The organism is Miniimonas arenae, from assembly GCF_006351005.1.
Classification (GTDB): Bacteria; Actinomycetota; Actinomycetes; order Actinomycetales; family Beutenbergiaceae; genus Miniimonas; species Miniimonas arenae.
Genome location: NZ_VENP01000001.1, coordinates 175825 through 194917, shown reverse-complemented (window position 1 = coordinate 194917; position 19093 = coordinate 175825). Strand labels below are relative to the sequence as shown.

Below are 19093 nucleotides of genomic sequence, written 5' to 3'. Positions count from 1 at the left end.
GCTCACGCTCACTGCGCGAACGACACGCCGCGGAACCGGATCGCCTTGTCGCCGCGCGCCACGTAGTCGACCAGGTCGGGGCTCCAGGCCTGGATGACGGCGGGGTTGTAAAGGTAGATGTAGCTCGCGTCGTCGGCGATCTTCGTGGCGGCCTGGGCGTAGATGTCCTTGCGTGCAGCCTCGTCGGTCTCGGTGCGGCCGGCGTCGAGGAGTGCGTCGACCTCGGGGTTGGAGTAGCCCTGCGCGTTCGAGCCGCCGCCGGAGTGGTGCTGGCTGTAGTAGAAGTCGTCCGGGTCGAGGTTCCCGATCCAGCTCATCATGAGCATGTCGAAGTTGCCGGTGTTCTGCTCGTCGAGCCACGTCGCGAAGTCGGGGGTGCGGATGTTCATCGTGATGCCGACGTCGGCGAGGTTGGCCGCGATGATCTGCGACGCCGTCGAGGTCTCGGGGTAGTCCGAGGTCGCGAGCATGTCGATGGTCGCCGAGGTGACGCCGGCCTCGGCGAGCAGCTCCCGGGCCTTGTCGGGGTCGTAGCTGTAGGTGTCGTACGCGGTGAACCAGCCGGACGTCTCGGGGATCGCGAGCTGGTTGGCCACGGCCGTGCCGTAGCTCGTCGCCTGCAGGATCGAGTCCCGGTCGATCGCGTACGCGACCGCCTGGCGCACCCGAACGTCGTTCCACGGCTCGCGGTGCTGGTTGAGCGCGAGGTACCAGTAGTCGTTGCTCGGGCCCACGCCCAACGTCACGTCCGCGTCGCCCTCGAGGGTCTCGACCTGCTGCGGCGGGATGGTGTCGGTCCAGTCGATCTCGCCGCTGCGCAGCGCCGCGAGCGCCGTGGCCGGCTCGGAGATGAACGTGAAGCGGACCCCGCCGATCTTCGGTGCACCGCCCCAGTAGTCGGGGTTGGCCTCGAGCGTGATGTGGTCGCCGCTCACGTACTCGGTGAGGCTGAACGGGCCCGTCCCGATGGGCGCCGTCGTGATGTCGCCCGAGGTGACGTTGTCCTCCTTGACGATCGCCAGGCCCTTGTAGGAGCCGAGGCTCGAGAGCAGGTTCGGCGTCGGCTGGCTCACCGTGATGACGACCGTGTCGTCGTCGGGCGCCTCGACGCTCTCGACGGCGGAGAACCGCCACGCGGGCGAGAGGTCCTCGTCGATGATCCGGTTGTAGGAGTACACGACGTCGGCCGACGTGAACGGCGAGCCGTCCTGGAACGTCACGCCGTCGCGCAGGTGGAACGTCCACGTCAGCTGGTCCTCGGACAGGTCCCAGGACTCGGCGAGCGCGGGCTGCATCTTCAGGTCGTCGTCGGGCTCGACGAGCGTGTCGTAGACGTTCTCCAGCACCTCGAACGTGAAGTACGCCGAGGACTTGTGCGGGTCGAGCTGGTCCGGCTCGCCGCCGATCGCGGCGATCAAGACGTCATCACTGCCGCCGCTGCCGCCGTCGCTGCCACCGCCCTCGGCCGCGGTCGCATCGGCCGAGCCGTCGATGTCCACGGCGTCACCGCCACCGGAGCACGCCGCCAGCGCGAGGACCGCAGCCACCGCACCCGTCGCCGTGAGGATTCGTCGCATCATGTCGGGCTCCCACCATCGGTCAGATGATTGTTTGATCAGAATGTGACACGATCGTGGAGGCGAGGCAAGGTCTCGGCGCACCTCGTAACCAACTCGTCACATGATGAGGAAGGGCGGGCATGACGTTCTCGTTCCTCGCGCTCGACCGGACCCTCGGTGTGCTCGGCGTGGCCACGGCCTCCCGGTCGCTCGCCGTCGGCGCCGGCGTGCCCGGGCTCGACCCCGCTGCCGGCGTCGTCGTGAGCCAGGCCTGGACCAACCGCGTGCTGCGCGCGCTCGTGCTCGAGAGGTTGCGCGCGGGCGTCGGGGCGCCGGCGGCGGTCGATCTCGCCGTCGCTCGCGACGGCGGCGCACGTTTCCGTCAGGTCGGCGCCGTCGGTCTCGACGGCTCGGTCGGCGTGTTCACCGGTGCCGAGACGACCCCCTGGGCGGGCCACCGCACGGGAGAGGGGTGGCTCGCCGTCGGGAACCTGCTGGCGGGACCGGACGTGCTCGACGCGATGGTCGAGGCGTTCCACCGCCCGCGGCCGCCAGTGCGGGTCGCGACCGACGCCGCGGTGCCCGCCCCGGGCGTGGCCGTCCATCCGGACGGGATGACGGTCGGCGCGCCCGACGCCGACGACCCCGCGGCCGCCGCGCTCGGCCGGCGACTGCTGGACGCGCTGCGCGCGGGGGAGCGCGTCGGGGGCGACCGCCGCGGCCGGCAGTCCGCGGCGCTGCTCGTCGCGCGCGTGCAGCCGGTGTCGATCGCCCCGCCCCAGCTCGTCCTCGACCTGCGCGTGGACGACGGCGAGGATCCCCTCGGCGCGCTCGCGCGCCTTCTCGCGCTGCGCGAGCGCGACCTGGCTCAGCCCTCGAACGGGGTGACCGCGCCGAGGACCACCGTGACGCCGTCGGACTCGTTCGCCCACCAGTGGGGCGTGGAGCAGCCGTAGGTCGCGCTGTCGCCGACCTCGAGCGTGGCGCGGCGCTCGCCGTGCACCACGAGAAGCCGGCCCGACTCCACGGTGACGACCTCGGTGCCGAGGTGGCGGAACGGGCTGTGCTCGTTGCTGAAGCCGGGCGGGATGGTCGAGCGGATGAGCTGCAGGGTCGTCTGCTGGTGCGGGGTGAGCAGCTCGCGGCGCACGCGCTGGTGCGCGGGGGCGGCGGGTTCCACCGGCAGCAGCCGTCCGGTTCCGGCGCGGACCACGAGGTCGGTGGCGCTGTCGGCGGTGAGCAGCTTCGTCGTGGGGATCTCCAGGGCGGCCGCGATGCGGTGCAGCGCGCGATAGCTGGGGTTGCCCTGTCCGCGCTCCAGGCCCGAAAGCAGGCCGAAGCTCACGCCCGCGCGCTCGCTGAGGCTGGCCACGGACCAGCCGCGGCGCTTGCGCTCCACGCGCACGGTGTGACCGATGACGACGAGCGAGGCGTCCTCATCCTCGACGCGCTCGGGCGACGTGGGCTGTCCGCTCATGATGGGGAGCCTAGCCAGGGCAGCGACTCGAGGGGCGCCGTCGGGCACGCCGGTGCGAGGATGGGGACATGCCTTCGACCGGTCTGACCGTCGGCCTCGCGGCCGCCCTCGAGCAGTTCCCCCCGAACGAGATCGTCGCCCTCGCGGCTCAGGCCGAGGAGCACGGCTTCTCCGGCGTGATGGCCGCCGACCACGTGCAGCCCTGGGTGCCCGCGCAGGGCGAGGCGGCGTTCGTGTGGAACGTGCTGGCGGCGCTGGGGGAGCGCACGAGCGGCGACATCGGCCCGGGCGTGACGTGCCCGAGCATGCGCTGGCACCCGGCGATGGTGGCGCAGGCGTCGGCGACGCTCGCGGCGATGTACCCGGGCCGGCACTGGCTGGGCCTGGGCAGCGGCGAGGCGCTCAACGAGCACGTCGTGGCCGGGTACTGGCCCGAGGCGCCGGAGCGGATCAACCGCATGTTCGAGGCGATCGAGATCATCCAGAAGCTGTTCACGGGCTCGCTCGCGGGCAAGGACGTCAAGCACCGCGGGGAGTTCTTTCACCTGGAGTCGATGCGGCTGTGGACGATGCCCGAGGTGCCGCCGGAGATCCTCGTCGCGACCGCCGGTCCCGTCACCGCCAAGCGTGCGGGCCGGACCGTGGACGGCCTCATCACCGTGGGCGCCCCGCTGGAGAAGATCGGCGGCCTGTTCGAGAAGTTCGAGGCCGGTGCGCGCGAGGCCGGTAAGGACCCCTCGACGATGCCGCGCGTGCTGCAGCTGCACCTGTCCTGGGCGCCCACGTACGAGGAGGCGCTCGACAACGCCGTCACGCAGTGGCCGAACGGCGGCATGAAGTTCCCCAAGGGCGACATCCGCTCGCCCTTCGACTTCGCGGCGATGGCCAAGCTCGTGCGGCCCGAGGACTTCGAGGGCCGCATGGTGATCTCCGAGGACCCGGACGTGCACCGCGCCGAGATCCAGCGCTACGTCGACCTCGGCTTCGACCGCGTGTACCTGCACAACGTGGGGCGCAACCAGGCCGAGTGGGTCGAGGTGTTCGGCCGCGACGTGCTCCCGAAGCTCCACCGGTGACGGGTCTGCCCGCCACGAGCGCGCTGCAGCTCGTGGCGCCCGACGGCGTGCCCACCATCACGTCGGGCGTCGACCTCGCGGCGGTGCTCACCCCCGTGCTGGCGAACCTGCGCTGGCCCGACGGCAGCGTCGGGATCGGGAGCGACGACGTCGTGGTCGTGTCCTCGAAGATCGTCTCGAAGGCGGAGGGCCGCCTGGTGCGGGCGGCCGACCGCGAGGCGGCGATCGACGGCGAGAGCGTGCGCGTCGTGGCCACTCGCGCCTACGACGACGGACGTCCGCCGCTGCGCATCGTGGAGAACCGGCAGGGCATCGTGATGGCCGCCGCCGGCGTCGACGCCTCCAACACGCTGCCCGGAACGATCCTGCTGCTGCCCGTCGACCCCGACGAGTCCGCGCGCCGGCTGCGCCGCGGGCTCGCCGCGCGCCTGGGCGGGGTGCGGCCCGGCGTGGTCCTCACCGACTCGGCCGGCCGGCCGTGGCGCGCGGGGATCACGGACCTCGCGATCGGGGCCGCGGGCATCGTCGTGCTTGACGACCTGCGCGGCAGCACCGACGACGCCGGGCGCGCGCTCGAGGCGACGGTCGTGGCGGCTGCGGACGAGATCGCGGCCACGGCGGACCTGCTCAAGCGGCCCACCGGCGGGCGACCCGTCGCGGTGCTGCGCGGCGTGGGGCACCTCGTGACGACCGACGACGGCCCCGGCGCCCGGTCGCTCAACCGCACCGGGCCCGAGGACCTGTTCGCGCTCGGCGCGCGGGAGGCGTGGGAGCGCGGGAGGGCCGGGCAGCCGCTCGGCTGACGTGGCGCCGAGCGCTGGTTTCGGTCATGCGGCGACGTCGAGCGCTGGGTTCCGGTCAAGCGGCTGCGCCGAGCGCTGGGCTTCGGTCACCGTGGGGCTCCCTGATGACCACATCTCAGCGTTCGGCGCGAGCCGGTGACCACAACGCGGCGTTCGGCGCGGCCCGGTAGCCAGGGCTCAGCGTTCGGCGTCGACGCCCGTCCCGAGGTACGCCAGCGTCGGGGTGCCGTCGCCCGCGACGAGCACCTCCGCCCGCACGCCGTACACGCGGGCGACGAGCGCCGGCGTGACGACGTCGTGCGGGTGGCCCGCTGCCACCACGCGCCCCGCGTCGAGCACGACGGCGTGGTCGCACCACCGCAGCGCCTGGTTGAGGTCGTGCAGCACGAGGACCGCGGTCACGCCGTCGGCGTCGGCGACGTCGCGCACGAGCGCGAGCAGGTCGAGCTGCGCCGCGACGTCGAGGTGGTTCGTCGGCTCGTCGAGCAGCAGCAGGCGCGGCTCCTGCGCGAGCGCCCGGGCCACGTGCACGCGCTGCCGCTCGCCCCCCGACAGCGTCGCGACGTCGCGGGCCGCGAGGTGCGCGGCGCCGCACCGGGCGAGCAGCGCGTGCGCGAGCGCGACGTCCTGCGGCGTGTCGCCCTGCCAGCGCGAGCGGTGCGGTGAGCGGCCGAGCAGCACGACGTCGAGCACCGTGAGCGCGACGTCGGTCGGCGCCTCCTGCTCCACGAGCGCCACGCGACGGGCTCGCTCGCGCCGGCCCATCGCTCGCAGGTCCTCGCCGTCGAGCGACCAGGCGCCTGAGTCGACGTCGAGCGCCCCGACCACGGCCCGCAGCAGCGAGGACTTGCCCGACCCGTTCGGCCCCAGGACGGCCGTGAGGCGCCCGGCAGGCGCGAGGAGGCCGACGTCCGCGAGGATCGCGCGGTCGCCGACCCGCCACCGCACGCCGTCGACGGCGAACCCCACCTGCGCGTCGACGGCGAACCCCACCTCCGCGTCGACGGCGCACCCCACCGGCAGGTCACCCGGCAGCCCGGGCCCGCCGTCGACGCCGACCCCGGCCCCGCCGCTCACGCAACGCCCCCGCGTCGCCGCGCCAGCAGCACCGCGAAGACGGGCGCGCCGATCGCCGCGGTGAGGATCCCGACGGGAAGCTCGCGCGGCGAGATGACCACGCGCGCAGCCGTGTCCGCCCACAGCAGCACCACCGCGCCCGCGAGCGCAGCGAGCGGGAGGACGCGCACGTGGCGCGCGCCGACGAGCAGCCGGACCGCGTGCGGCACCACCAGGCCGACGAACCCGATCGCCCCGCTCACGCTCACGAGCGCGCCGACCAGCAGCGCGACGAGCCCGAGCAGCACCCAGCGGGTCCGCGCGACGTCGACCCCGAGCGCCGCGGCCGCGGTGTCGCCGAAGGCGAACGCGTCCAGCGTGCGGCCCGACGTGAGCAGCAGCGTGCCCACGACGGCGACGGCGATCCACACGATCGCGACCGACGTCCAGGTCGCCGCGGCGAGCGTGCCCATGAGCCACCCGAGCACCTCCCGGTAGGAGTCCCCCTGGGTGCCGGTGAACAGGACGAACGACGTGACGGCCGAGCACGCCTGCGCGACCGCCACCCCGGCGAGCACCGTGCGCCCCGGGGTGAGCCGCCCGCCGGACACCGCCCCGGCGAGCGCGAGCGTGGCCGCGAGGGCGAGCACGGCGCCGCCGAACGCGGCGACCGGCAGCAGCAGCGAGAGGCCGAGGACCAGCACCGCGACCGCGCCGAGGGTGGCGCCCGAGGACAGTCCGAGGAGGTAGGGGTCGGCGAGCGGGTTGCGCAGCACCGCCTGCATCACGGTGCCCGCGATCGCGAGCCCGGCGCCCACGCCGACCGCGGTGAGCAGCCGCGGCAACCGCCCCTGCCACAGGATCGCCTCCTGCACGGGCGAGAGCGGCGAGGGCCCGGCGTCGCCGCCGAACCAGCCCACCACGTGCACGCGCACCGAGCCGAGGATCTGCGCGGGCGACAGGTCCGCCGGCCCGACGCCGAGCGCGAGCACCGCGGACGCGATCAGCACGAGGGCCCCGCCGACGACGAGCCAGGGGGTGGCCGAGCGGCGCGGGCGCGGACCGGACGGCGTCGGCACGCGCGACGGCGAGGTCACGGGCACGGGCGGCACTGGTTCGGGCTCGACCACGCGACGCTGCCGGCTCAGCCCTGCTGGGGCTGCGTGTCGAGCGCGGTGAGCTGCTCGTGCAGCGTCGTCACGGCCTCGACGTTGCGCACGCCCGCCTCGGTGGCCGCGAACGGCACGACGAGGTAGCGCTGCTGCTGCACGGCGGTCATCGCCGAGGTCACCGGGTTCTCGGCGAGGAACGCCTTCTTCTTCTCCACCGAGTTCCAGACGGAGTCCACGAGCACGATGACGTCGGGGTCGGCCGCGGCGGCCGCCTCCCACGAGTACGGGCCCCACCCGCCGGGCAGGTCGACGGCGACGTTGAGCAGGCCGGCCGTCTCCATGACGAGCTGCGGTGCTCCCGCGCCGGCGCCCACGAACGGCGTGTCGGTGCCCGAGGACCACCACAGCGCCGTCGGTCCGTCGCTCGGCTCGGCACCCGCGTCGTCGGCCTGGACGTCCTGCTCGACGCTCGCCAGATCGGCGTCGAGCCGGTCCACCAGCGCGTCGGCCTCGGTCGTGCGGCCCAGCAGCGCGCCGACCTGCTCGACCTCGCCGAACACGTCGTCCCACGTCAGCGGGTCGGGCGTGTACGGCGCCTGCGTGCACGCGGACGGCGCGACGAACGTCGTGATGCCGAGGTCGGCGTAGGAGGACCGCTCACCGGCGGCGTCCGCGGCGAACGTCGACTCCCAGCCCGCCAGGACGAGGTCGGGCTCGACCGAGAGGACGGCCTCGTGCGAGGGCATCCGGTCGCCCAGGGCGGGCACGGCCGCGAGGATCGCGGCGGAGTCCTGCGCCGTGCCGGTCGCGACCTCGCCGGACGTGATCGGGTCCGCGGGGTCGGGCGTGCCGTCCTGGTAGGCCGTCCCGACGAGCCGGTCGCCCACGCCGAGCGCGAGCACGAGGTCGGTCATCGCGGACTTCACCGTGACGATCCGCTCCGGCGCGTCCTCGCGCGTCACCGTGGTGCCGCAGTTGTCCGCCTCGAACGGCGCGTAGGCCGCGTCCGTGCCCGACGGCGACGCCTGCGTCCCCGAGGTCGCCTCGCCGTCGGCGGTGGTCCCCCCGGGCGTGGACCCGCCGGACGAGGTGCCGCCCGCGCAGGAGGCGAGCGCGAGCGTGGCGGTGAGGACGCACAGGACGGGCAGGGCGGCGGGGCGGCGCACGGGAGCTCCAGGGGCGGTCGAGCGAGGGGGAGCCGAGGTCAGGCGGACCAGGGTGCACGGGTGTGCGGCACACGAGGTGCATCGGGGCGAGCACCGGCCCCGCAGCTCGATCCTACGCCGGGGCACGCACCCGACCGCCGCCGCGCACGGGTGCCGCCCGAGCGTCGTCCGCCTGGCTCGCCGTCGCCCCGGTCCGCACTCCGCGGGGTGCGCCGTGCGGCACGATGGAGGCGTCCGTGCCCCACCCGGCGCACACCGACGAGAGGTGGATCGTGAGCTCTCCCGAGACCGCAGCCGTGACGGGCGAGGCGGGCGCCGCCGACGTCCCGGGCCGTGACGAGGACCTGGACGCGCTGACCCGCCGGCTCGACCGGCAGGTCCTGCACTCGTGGTCCGCCCAGGCGTCGCTCGACCCGCTCGTCATCGCCGGCGGTGCCGGCAGCCGGGTGTGGGACCACGCCGGGCGCACGCTGCTCGACCTGTCGAGCCAGCTCGTGAACACGAACCTCGGGCACCAGCACCCCGCCGTCGTCGCCGGGATCAAGGCGCAGGCCGACGTGCTCACCACGGCCGCCCCGGCCAACGCGGTGCTGGTGCGCGGCCGGGCGGCGCAGGCCGTGCTCCGGCACGCACCCGAGGGGTTCGCGAAGGTGTTCTTCACGAACGCGGGCGCGGACGCGAACGAGAACGCCATCCGGATGGCCCGCCTCGTGACGGGGCGCGACAAGGTGGTGAGCCACTACCGCAGCTACCACGGCAACACCGGCGCCGCGATCGTCGCGACCGGCGACTGGCGGCGGATGCCGAACGAGTACGCCCGCGGGCACGTGCACGTGTTCGGGCCGTACCTGTACCGCTCGGAGTTCTGGGCCACGTCGCCCCAGGAGGAGTCCGAGCGCGCGCTGCGCCACCTGCGTCGCACGATCGAGGCCGAGGGCCCGGGCACGATCGCCGCGATCCTGCTGGAGTCGATCCCCGGGACCGCGGGCGTCCTCGTCCCGCCGCCGGGCTACCTCGCGGGCGTCGGCGCGCTCGCGCGCGAGCACGGCATCGTCCTCATCCTCGACGAGGTGATGGCCGGGTTCGGGCGGGCGGGGGACTGGTTCGCCCACACCGCCGACGGCGTGGCCGCCGACCTCGTGACCTTCGCCAAGGGCGTGAACTCCGGGTACGTGCCCGCCGGCGGCGTGCTCGTGTCCGAGCCGATCGCGGCGGCGTTCGACGACCGCGTGTTCCCCGGCGGGCTCACGTACTCCGGCCACCCGCTCGCGATGGCCTCGATCGTCGCGACGATCGAGGCGATGGAGCGCGAGGGCATCGTCGAGCACGCCGCCGCGATCGGCGCCGACGTCCTCGGCCCGGGCCTCGCCGCGCTCGCCGAGCGGCACGGCGTCGTCGGGGAGGTCCGCGGCCGCGGCGTCTTCTGGGCCGTCGAGCTCGTCGCCGACCGCACCACACGCGAGCCGCTGCCCGCGAGCGCGATGGGTGCGCTGAAGAAGGACCTGGTGGCGCGCGGGGTGCTCCCGATGGTGGCGGAGAACCGCCTGCACGTCGTGCCGCCCTGCGTCATCACGCCCGACGAGGCGCGTGAGGGCCTCGCGATCATCGACGACGCGCTAGCGGCGCTGTGACGCTCCGGCCGCACTCGACCTGACTGCACCCGACGTCACCCGACCCGACCCGACCCGACCTCGCCCCACCCGACCCGACCTCGCCCCACCCGACCCGACCTCGCCCCACCCGACCCGACCTCGCCCCACCCGAACAAGCTCGACCGACCGACCCAGGAGTGACCGTGACCGAGCAGACCAGCCCGCCCCGCGCCGTCGTGACCGGCGCCTCGACCGGCATCGGCGCCGCGACCGTGCGCGCCCTGCGCGAGCGGGGCTGGGACGTGCTGGCGACCGCACGCCGGACGGACCGCCTCGAGGCGCTCGCGCAGGAGACCGGCTGTGCCGTGTTCGCCGCCGACCTCACCGACCCCGCGCAGGTCGCGGCACTCGCCGACCGTGCGACCGCGGACGGCCCGCTCCGGGCGCTCGTCAACAACGCCGGGGGCGCGATCGGGCTCGACCCCGTCGCGGACGCCGACGTCGCCGACTGGCTCGGGATGTACGAGATGAACGTGCTCGCGACGCTGCGCCTCACGCAGGCGCTGCTGCCGGCGCTCGAGTCCGACGGCGGAGGTGACCTCGTGTTCGTCACCTCGACCGCCGCGCACGGCGCCTACCCCGGCGGCGGCGGCTACACCGCGGCCAAGCGGGCGGAGCGGGAGATCGCGCTCACGCTGCGCCAGGAGCTCGTCGGCCGCCCCGTGCGGATCATCGAGATCGCGCCCGGCATGGTGAAGACCGAGGAGTTCGCCCTCAACCGGTTCGACGGCGACGCCGAGCGTGCCGAGAAGGTCTACGCGGGGGTCGCCGAACCGCTCGTGGCCGCCGACATCGCCGACGCGATCGCCTGGACACTCACCCGTCCCGCGCACGTGAACGTCGACCTGCTGATGATCCGTCCTGTGGCCCAGGCCACGAACACGCTCGTGGCGCGGTCCGAGGGGCGCTGAGAGTCGTAGCCTCGCCTGCGTGACTTCCTCGCCCGAGCCCACGCAGCCGACCGACGAGTCCGACGAGACGCCCGTCGCACTCGAGAGCGAGTCGCGCGACGGCGAGCCCGCCACCGCCGTGCCGGTTGCCTCCGTCGCCGCGCCCGACGGCGAGCCCGCCACCGCCGTCGCGTCGCCCGACGGCGAGCCCGCCGCCGCCGAGCCCGCCACCGCCGTCGTGCCGCCTCCCGCGCGGCCGGACGAGGGCGACGACCGCGCGCGCACCACGGTGCTCGAGGCGCCGCCCGCGCACCGGCACGCCGCGGGGCACGAGCTCTCCGGCGGTGCGGGCGAGGACGAGGCGAGGCCCGCCGTCGTGGTCGAGGCGCTCGGTGTCCGCACGCCGCGGCACTGGGTGTTCCGCGGCGTCCACGCGCAGCTCGCCCCGCGCTCGGTCGCGGCCGTGGTCGGGGCGGCCGGGAGCGGCCGCACGAGCCTCCTGCTCACGCTCGCCGGACGGATGCGCGTGACCGCCGGCAGCGTGACGCTCGGCGAGCGCCGGATCGCGGCGGGCACGCGGGGCGCGGCGCTGCGCGGGTACCGCTCGCGAGTCGCCGTCGCGCTGATCGGGGGCCACGTCGGGCTCGACCCCGAGCTCACCCTGCGACACAACGTGCGCGACGCCGCGGACTGGGCCCGGGTCGACCGGCACCGCGCGCTCGACCACGTCGAGCAGTGGTGGGAGCGACTGGACTTCTCGTTCGACCCGCACGCGCGAGTCTCGGAGCTCCCGGCGCTCGAGCAGCGCGCCGCGCACCTCGTCCTCGCGACCTTCGGCGCACCCGAGCTGGTCGTGATCGACGACGTCACGGCCGACCTGCAGGTCGACGATCGCCGGCGGATCTGGGAGATCGCGCGTGAGGTCGCGAGCTCGGGGCCGGTCGTCGTGGCCGCCACCCTGGACGAGCTCACCCTCGGGGCCGACACCGTGATCCGCCTCTCCCGCGACCAGCCGCGGCACGCCGCGCACCCCGACCAGTCCGATCCGCCCGACGGCGCGCACGCCGACCAGCCCCAGGCCGCGCCCGACGGCGGGCCGCAGGACCCCCCACCGACCCGCCGTCAGTCGATCCGCGAGACCCCCGAGGAGCCGCAGCCGTGAGGACCGTCCGCCTGGCGTGGGCCGAGATCGCCCGCCACCACCGCCCGCTGCACCGGATCGCGCTGGTCTTCCTGCTCATCGTCCCCACGCTCTACGGGGCGCTGTACCTGTGGTCGAACTGGGACCCGTACGGCAAGCTCGACCAGATCCCCGTCGCGGTCGTGAACGAGGACCAGCCGGTCGAGGTCGACGGCCGCACCGTCGACGCCGGCGAGATGGTCGTGCAGAACCTCAAGGACGACCCGATCTTCGACTGGGTCTTCACCGACGCGGCGGACGCCGCCACCGGCCTCGAGAACGGTGACTACTACCTCACGATCACCGTGCCCGAGGACTTCTCGGCACGGTTGGCCTCGGGAGCCGACGCGACGCCGCAGCGCGCCGAGGTCGAGATGCGCCGCAACGACGCCAACGGGTACGTGATCGGCGTGATGGCCGAGACGGTCCAGGCCACGCTGCACGAGCAGATCAACTCTGCGGCGACCGAGGCGTACTTCGAGTCGGTCTACGGCAACCTCGCGACGCTGCGCGACGGGATCGCCCAGGCGGACGACGGCGCCGCACAGCTGCGCGACGGCCTCGCGACCGCCGACACGGGTGCCGCGGCGCTCGCGTCCGGCCTCGTCGACGCCCAGGACGGCGCGTCCCAGCTCGCCGACGGCGCGACGCAGGTCGCCGACGGCGCGACCCAGGTGGCGGACGGCACGCAGCAGATCGCCGACGTCGTGAACCCGATCGCCGACGACCTCGTGCCCGCGATCCCCGCCGTCGCCGACGGCGCCGCGGACCTCACCACCGCCGTGGCCGACCTCACGGGCACCGTCTCGACCGGCGCCGACTCCCTCACGGCGCGGGTCGACGCCGGCAACCAGGCACTCGCGGACCTGCTCGCGGCGCACCCCGAGCTCGCCGGCGACCCGGCCTACGAGGCGCTCGCCTCCGCCGTCGGGCGCGTGGACACCCGGGTGACCGAGGTGAGCACGACGCTCGACGCGATCCACACCGACGCCCAGTCCCTGCAGAGCGACGCGCAGGCGCTGCAGAGCTCGGTGCCGGACCTGCAGAACACCGTGCGTGACGCGCAGTCGCAGGTGAACGAGCTCAACGACGGCGCGCACGAGGTCGCGACCGGGGCGGGGGAGGTGCGCGACGGCGCCGCCGAGCTCGCCACCAAGCTCACCGAGGCGAAGGACGGCGCGGCCGAGCTCTCCTCCGGCGTGACCACGGCGCACACCGGCGCCACCGACCTCGCCTCCGGGCTGGACCAGCTCGTGGCCGCGGTTCCCGCCCTCGACCCCGACCAGCGCGAGGCGAACGCCGCGATCCTCGGCGACCCGACCGACGTCACGCTCACGGTGGACAACCCCGCCGAGGTGTACGGCCGAGGCCTCGCGCCGTTCTTCTTCTCGATCGCCCTCTGGGTGTTCGGCATCGTCGTGTTCCTCGTGCTGCGCCCGACGTCGGGCCGCGCGCTCGTCTCGCGCTCGCCGTCGTGGCGGGTCGCGCTCGCGGGCTGGCTGCCGATCCTCGGCGTCGGGCTGGCGGGGTCGTGGCTGCTGCTCGCCGTCGCGGACGTCGCCCTCGGGCTCGACCCCGTGCACGCGTGGGCGTCGGTGGGGCTGATCTCCCTGGCCGTCGCCGTGTTCACGCTCATCGCGCACCTGTGCCGCAGCGCGCTGGGGCTCGTGGGCTCGGCGGTGCTGCTCGTCCTGCTCATGCTGCAGCTGGCCGCGTCGGCGGGGATCTACCCGGCGCAGACGCTGCCGCCCGCACTGCTCGCGCTGCACCCGTACCTGCCGATGACCTACCTCATCGAGGGGCTGCGGGTGACGTTCACCGGCGGCTCGCCGCAGACGCTGCAGCGCGCGGTCCTCGTCCTGGTCGGCGTCGGCGTCGCGGCGTTCGTGGGGACGTGGGCGGTCGCGGCGCGGCGGCGCACGTGGACGATGGCGGACGTGCACCCGCCGCTGGAGGACTGAGCGGCGGGACCCGCGGGGGGCGCAGAAGCGCTCAGGCGAGCGTGGCCTGCCAGTCGTGGTAGAGGTCGGAGAACCGGCCGCCGGCCGCGACGAGCTCGGCCGGCGTGCCGTCCTCGAGGATCGCGCCGTGCTCCACCACGATCACGCGGTCCGACGCCATGACGGTGGAGAGCCGGTGCGCGATGACGATCGCGGTGCGCCCCGCGAGCAGGGTGCGCAGGCCCTCCTGGACCTGCTGCTCGCCGGGCACATCGAGCGCGCTCGTCGCCTCGTCGAGCACGAGCACCGCCGGGTCGGCGAGGAACGCGCGCGCGAAGCTCACGAGCTGGCGCTGACCCGCGGACAGCCGCACGCCGCGCGTGTCCACCGGGGTGTCGTAGCCCTGGGGGAGCGCCAGCACCGCGTCGTGCACGCCGACGGCGCGTGCGGCCGCCTCGATCCGCTCGCGGCTCGCGCCCGGGTCACCGATCGCGATGTTCGCGGCCACGGACCCGGAGAACAGGTAGGACTCCTGCGTGACCAACACGACGGCGCGGCGCAGGTCGCGCGTGGACAGCTCGCGCACGTCCACGCCGTCCAGGCGCACGGCGCCCTGGCGCACGTCGTAGAACCGCGCGACGAGCTTGGCGATCGTGGACTTGCCCGCGCCGGTCGTGCCGACGAGCGCGAGGTTCTGCCCCACGGGGATGTGCAGGTCCAGGTCGGGCAGCACGCTCGGGTGGGTGCCGTAGCCGAACTCGACGTGGTCGAGGCGCAGCTCGCCGCGCGGGCGGGGGAGCGGGACGGGACGCGTCGGCTCGGGCACCGTGGGCTCCTCGCCGAGCAGCGACGCGAGCTTCTCCAGCGCCGCGACCGCGGACTGCATCGAGTTGTAGAACGTCCCGATCTGCTGCAGCGGTGCGAAGAACCGCTTGGAGTACAGGACCGCCGCGGCGAGCACGCCGACGTCCATCCCGCCGTCGAGCACGCGCAGGCCGCCCACCAGCAGCACCGCGGCCACCGAGACGTTCCCGATGAGCGTGAGGCTCGTGTCGAAGACGCCGAACAGGCGGATGCCCTCGAGGTTCGCCTGGCGGTACTCCAGCGCGAGCGTGGAGTACTCCTTCGACGTCGCTCGCTCGCGGCGGAAGGCCTGGAGCGCGCGGATGCCGGTCATGGACTCGACGAACCGCACGATCACGCGGGCCGCGGCGTTGCGCTGGCGGCGGTACTGCACCTGGCTGCGCAGCTGGAACCAGCGCGTCACGATCGCACCGGGCACGAGCGCCGCGATGAGCACGAGTCCGCTGCGCCAGTCCAGCAGGACCAGCGACGCGGCAGTGAGGATCATCGACAGCCCGCTCGCGGCGAGCGCGGTCACGCCGCCGTCGAGGAGCTCGCGCAGGGCCTCGGTGTCGGAGGTCTGGCGCGAGATGATCCGGCCCGAGGTGTAGCGCTCGTGGAACTCCAGGTCCAGGCGCTGGGTGTGCCGGAACAGCCGGGAGCGCAGGTCGAGCAGCATCGCCTGGCTCACCCGCGCGGCGAGCCGCACGGTCTCGGCCGAGAGCAGGCCGCCCACGACGGCGACGCCCAGGTAGCCGAACGTCGCCACCAGGGCGGGGGTCGGGGAGCCGTCGACCAGCGCCGGGATCCCGGTGTCGATGCCGTAGGCGACCAGCGCCGGGCCCGACACGAGCGCGAGCTGCGCGACGGCGACGGTGAGCGCCAGCCGGATCGCGCGCCCACGCACGGGTCGCACGAGCGAGCCGAGCAGGGCGAGGGAGGGGTTGGCGCCCTCGTGCGCCGGGGCGCGGTCGGAGCTGTCCGGCAGGTCGGGGGTCGCGCTCGCGGGCGTCGTGGTGGTCATCGGCGGCCTCCCGTCGGCGTGCCGGACCGCAGCCCGGCAAGGCTGCCGCCTCGGTACGGAGGCGGTGCCTCGCCGTCGGGCGCGGCGTCGGCGTCGGCCACGTGCTCGCCGTGCTCCTCCGCCAGCGCCGTGAGCACGTAGCGGTAGTGGGGGTGGTCGCGCAGCAGCTCGGCGTGCGTCCCGGTGCCGGTGATGCGGCCGTTCTCGAGCACGGCGACGTGGTCGGCGAGCGCCACGGTGGAGGGCCGGTGCGCGACGACGAGCGTCGTGGTCCCCGGCAGCAGCGTGCGCAGCGCCTCGGTGGCGGCGGTCTCGGTGGTCACGTCGACGGCCGAGAGCGGGTCGTCCAGCACGAGGACGCGGGGTCGAGCCGCGATCGCGCGGGCGAGCGCCAGCCGCTGGCGCTGCCCGCCGGACAGGCTCATACCCTCCTCGCCGATCACCGTGTCGACGCCGTCGGGCAGGTCCCGCACGAACGTCGCCTGCGCGGCCGCGAGGGCGTCCGCGAGGCGCGCGTCGTCGTCGGCAGTGGCGTCGACCGTGTCGGCGGGTTCGCCGTCGCGTGGGTCCTCGTCGTTCCCGACGCCGAGCAGCACGTTCTCGCGCACGCTCGCCGAGAACAGCACGCTGTCCTCGAACGCCGGGGCGACGAGGGCGCGCAGGTCGGTGCGGCGCAGGTCGCGCACGTCCACGCCGTCGACGAGGACGGCACCCGACGTGACGTCGGTGAGACGCGGGACGAGGCCGAGGAGCGTCGACTTGCCGCTGCCCGTCACCCCGACCAGCGCGGTGGTGCGGCCGGGCGGAAGCCTCAGCGTCACGCCGTCGAGGACGGGGTCGGCGGACCCCGGGAAGTGCACGACGACGTCGCGCAGCTCGACCGTGGAGCCCTCGCGCGACGCGGGCGCCGGACGGGGGGCGGGCGCGGCGGGGTCGGCCAGCGTGTTGGGCTTGTCGATGACCTCGAGGTACCGGTCGGTCGCCGCGCGCGCGTCGAGCGTCATCGCCAGGAGGTTGCCGATCGCCTCGACGGGTCGGTTGACCACGGCCGCGGTGGCGAAGAACGCGACGAGCGCGCCGACGCTGGCCTGGCCCTCGACGACGAGCCACACGCCGGTGCCCAGGCACAGGGCCGTGACGGCCTCGGGGATCGTGGTGAGGGAGAAGGACACCCGCGCGAGCGTGCGGGCCTTCATCACCTCGGTCTCACGCAGCTCGTCGGCCTGGCGCACGAAGTCCTCGTGGGCCTCGTCGCCGCGGCCGAAGGCCTTGATGACGCGGATCCCGTGCACGGACTCCTCGACCGTGGTGGCGAGGTCGCCCGCCTGGTCGCGGGCGCGGCGCGCGGCGCGGGCGTAGGCGGTGCGGAAGCGGAAGGTCAGCACGACCATCGGGATGGCGCCGGCGAGGTAGAGCAGGCCGAGCTGCCAGGCCGTCGCGACCATGAGTCCGAGGCCCACGACCACGGTGACGCTCGAGACGACGAGCATGACGAAGCCGAACGCGAGCCACCGGCGCACGGCCGAGAGGTCGCCCATGATCCGGGAGAGGAGCTGACCGCCGGACCAGCGGTCGTGGAACGAGGCGGGCAGGTCGAGCAGGTGGTCGAAGAGCGAGACGCGCATCTCGTGCTCGGCGAGCGTGGCGGGGGTGGCGACGAACACGCGGCGGGACCAGACCAGGACCGCCTCGGTGACGCCGAGGACGAGCACGAGACCGGCGGCCTGGACCACGCCCCGCGTCGAGCCGGAGGTGAGCAGCGGCCCGTTGACCAGCGCGCGGAGCACCTGGGGGATCGCGAGCGCGAGGAGGCTGGCGAGCAGGGCGGCGACGCCGCCCATCGCGATCCGGGGGATGGCGGGGCGGGCCCAGCGGACCAGCTGCGCGAGCGTCGCGGGCGTGGAGCGAGGGCGCTCGGGTCCGGACTGTGCGGGCGGCGGCGGTGCTGCCGGTCTGCGGGTACTCCCCGCCTGGGCCGGGTTTCGTTCCCGGCCGTGGTCCTTCGGGGTGGGGGCCTCGGCGCCAGTCATCGAATCGATTGTACGTCGCGCGTCTCTCCGTGCGGGAGGGGGTGTTCGCCAGGCGGGACGGCCGTTGCTCGTGGTGCAACGGGTCGGGTGGCGGTCGAGGAGCGGCCAGCGTCGGCCCAGGATCGGCTTCGCGCAGCCCCGCGCACGCTCCGCGTCAGTGGCGCGTCTGTTCCGCGTCAGTGGCGCGCGAGCTGCGCGAGCACGGTGTCAGCGAGCACCCCGACGGCGGGCACGAGCCCGGCGGCGTCGTCGAGCTCACCCGGCTCGGCGTAGCCCCATGCGACGCCCAGGCACGCGATGCCGTGCTCCGCGGCGCCCGTGACGTCGTGGTGGCGGTCGCCCACCATGAGGATCTGCTCGACCGGCGGCACCTCGACGCCGAGCAGCGGGAGCTCCTCGAGGGCGTGCGCGATCACGGTCGCCTTGGTGGACGGGACGTGGTCCAGAGGGGCGCCGTACACGCCGTCGACCAGCTCCGCGAGCCCGAACCGCTCGCAGATCGGGCGCGCGTACACCTCGGGCTTCGACGTCGCGACGGCGAGCGTCGCGCCGGCCGCGCGCAGGCGGCGCAGCTGGTCGGGGATCCCGGGGAAGACCTGGGAGTTCCACATCCCGCCGTCCTCGAACGCGCGGCGGTAGGAGCCGATCGCCTCCGACATCCGCTCCGCCGCGACCCCGTGCGCCGTCATCGACGCGGGCAGCGGCGGCCCGACGAACGAACGCAGGCCGGCCGCGTCGGGGACCGGCAGACCCATCGCGGTGAAGGCGGTGACCACGGAGGCGGTGATGCCGGGGGCGGAGTCGACGAGCGTGCCGTCGAGGTCGAGCAGGACGAGGGGGGAGCGGCGGGTGGTCATCGCCTCCAGTCTCCCAGGTGCGCTCCGAGTGCGCTCCGAGTGCGCTCCCAGTGCGCTGCCGTGACCGCCCCCGGACCCGGGCGGCTAGACTTCAGGCACAGGCGTCGACCCGGCCATCACCGGCGAGCCTCCGGAAGAACGGGCACCGGCCGCCCGTCCGCGCACCCGGTGCGAGGACGACACGGCGCGGACCTCAGTAGAACCGGACGGGCAGGCCCGTCACAGCCGTCAACGAGTGGCCGCGCGCAGCGGGCCGGGCCTCGGACGCCACGTCCGGGATGCGGTGCAGCGCGTGGCAAGCGGGGTGGTACCGCGGTCCACCGGCCAGCGCCGGGAGGTCGTCCTCGTGCCCGTCGCCGGCCAGCAGATGAGGCCGGTGGCACGCACGACCCGCGCGACGCCCTGGCACCGCGCGGCCGGCCGCACCA

At 74.7% G+C, this 19093-nt stretch carries 15 protein-coding genes; 7 read left to right on the top strand and 8 right to left on the bottom strand.

The features are described 5' to 3' along the window. Positions 1-8 precede the first annotated feature (8 nt). Positions 9-1580 (bottom strand): ABC transporter substrate-binding protein, encoded by a 1572-nt coding sequence (locus FH969_RS00870; protein ID WP_108719587.1) that lies wholly within the window; start codon positions 1578-1580, stop codon positions 9-11. 119 nt (positions 1581-1699) lie between these two features. Here FH969_RS00870 and FH969_RS00865 point away from each other — a divergent pair, with 119 nt between their 5' ends. Continuing rightward, complete coding sequence (locus FH969_RS00865) at positions 1700-2515, top strand: DUF1028 domain-containing protein (protein ID WP_108719588.1); 816 nt, start codon at positions 1700-1702, stop codon at positions 2513-2515. Here FH969_RS00865 and FH969_RS00860 read toward each other — a convergent pair. Further along, entirely contained in the window at positions 2428-3036 is a 609-nt protein-coding gene (locus FH969_RS00860) for a helix-turn-helix domain-containing protein (protein WP_139985448.1), read from the bottom strand. The genes FH969_RS00865 and FH969_RS00860 overlap by 88 nt on opposite strands. Before the next feature lie 68 nt (positions 3037-3104). On the opposite strand from FH969_RS00860, the gene FH969_RS00855 reads away from it, so the two are divergent. Both FH969_RS00855 and cofE read left to right on the top strand, forming a co-directional pair. After that, positions 3105-4112: a TIGR03557 family F420-dependent LLM class oxidoreductase gene (locus tag FH969_RS00855; protein WP_139985446.1), complete on the top strand. Its 1008-nt coding sequence runs from the start codon at positions 3105-3107 to the stop codon at positions 4110-4112. Continuing rightward, positions 4109-4915 carry a coenzyme F420-0:L-glutamate ligase gene (gene cofE, locus FH969_RS00850; protein ID WP_234417544.1) on the top strand — a complete coding sequence of 269 codons (807 nt, stop codon included), beginning with the start codon at positions 4109-4111 and terminating at the stop codon, positions 4913-4915. Before FH969_RS00855 ends, cofE begins: the two co-directional genes overlap by 4 nt. Positions 4916-5092: 177 nt before the next feature. On the opposite strand, the gene FH969_RS00845 is transcribed toward cofE, so the two are convergent. The 3 genes from FH969_RS00845 to FH969_RS00835 are packed head-to-tail and all read right to left on the bottom strand — an operon-like array spanning position 5093 to position 8249. Next, positions 5093-5992, bottom strand: coding sequence for an ABC transporter ATP-binding protein (locus FH969_RS00845; protein WP_246071622.1), 900 nt, complete (start codon positions 5990-5992; stop codon positions 5093-5095). Next, complete coding sequence (locus FH969_RS00840; protein ID WP_425462441.1) at positions 5989-7068, bottom strand: putative F420-0 ABC transporter permease subunit; 1080 nt, start codon at positions 7066-7068, stop codon at positions 5989-5991. The genes FH969_RS00845 and FH969_RS00840 overlap by 4 nt, the downstream gene beginning before the upstream one ends. Before the next feature lie 47 nt (positions 7069-7115). Beyond that, entirely contained in the window at positions 7116-8249 is a 1134-nt protein-coding gene (locus tag FH969_RS00835) for an ABC transporter substrate-binding protein (RefSeq protein WP_139985444.1), read from the bottom strand. A gap of 272 nt (positions 8250-8521) precedes the next feature. Between FH969_RS00835 and FH969_RS00830 the strand changes: the two genes are divergently transcribed. The 4 genes from FH969_RS00830 to FH969_RS00815 all read left to right on the top strand — a co-directional run bounded on the left by FH969_RS00830 (position 8522) and on the right by FH969_RS00815 (position 13932). Continuing rightward, positions 8522-9880 (top strand): aspartate aminotransferase family protein, encoded by a 1359-nt coding sequence (locus tag FH969_RS00830; RefSeq protein WP_425462440.1) that lies wholly within the window; start codon positions 8522-8524, stop codon positions 9878-9880. A 164-nt stretch (positions 9881-10044) separates the two neighbouring features. Further along, the gene (locus tag FH969_RS00825; protein WP_139985440.1) at positions 10045-10812 is read left to right on the top strand and encodes an SDR family NAD(P)-dependent oxidoreductase; all 768 of its coding nucleotides are present in this window, start codon (positions 10045-10047) and stop codon (positions 10810-10812) included. 19 nt (positions 10813-10831) lie between these two features. Then, positions 10832-11953: an ABC transporter ATP-binding protein gene (locus tag FH969_RS00820; RefSeq protein WP_139985438.1), complete on the top strand. Its 1122-nt coding sequence runs from the start codon at positions 10832-10834 to the stop codon at positions 11951-11953. Next, a complete protein-coding gene (locus FH969_RS00815) occupies positions 11950-13932 on the top strand; it encodes a YhgE/Pip domain-containing protein (RefSeq protein WP_139985436.1) in 1983 nt (660 codons plus the stop codon). The genes FH969_RS00820 and FH969_RS00815 overlap by 4 nt, the downstream gene beginning before the upstream one ends. Positions 13933-13963: 31 nt before the next feature. On the opposite strand, the gene FH969_RS00810 is transcribed toward FH969_RS00815, so the two are convergent. The 3 genes from FH969_RS00810 to FH969_RS00800 form a co-directional block, all read right to left on the bottom strand. Next, the gene (locus FH969_RS00810) at positions 13964-15778 is read right to left on the bottom strand and encodes an ABC transporter ATP-binding protein (RefSeq protein WP_139985434.1); all 1815 of its coding nucleotides are present in this window, start codon (positions 15776-15778) and stop codon (positions 13964-13966) included. Continuing rightward, positions 15775-17808 carry an ABC transporter ATP-binding protein gene (locus tag FH969_RS00805; protein WP_139985432.1) on the bottom strand — a complete coding sequence of 678 codons (2034 nt, stop codon included), beginning with the start codon at positions 17806-17808 and terminating at the stop codon, positions 15775-15777. The genes FH969_RS00810 and FH969_RS00805 overlap by 4 nt, the downstream gene beginning before the upstream one ends. Before the next feature lie 176 nt (positions 17809-17984). Beyond that, positions 17985-18665, bottom strand: coding sequence for an HAD hydrolase-like protein (locus FH969_RS00800; protein ID WP_139985430.1), 681 nt, complete (start codon positions 18663-18665; stop codon positions 17985-17987). Positions 18666-19093 lie beyond the last annotated feature (428 nt).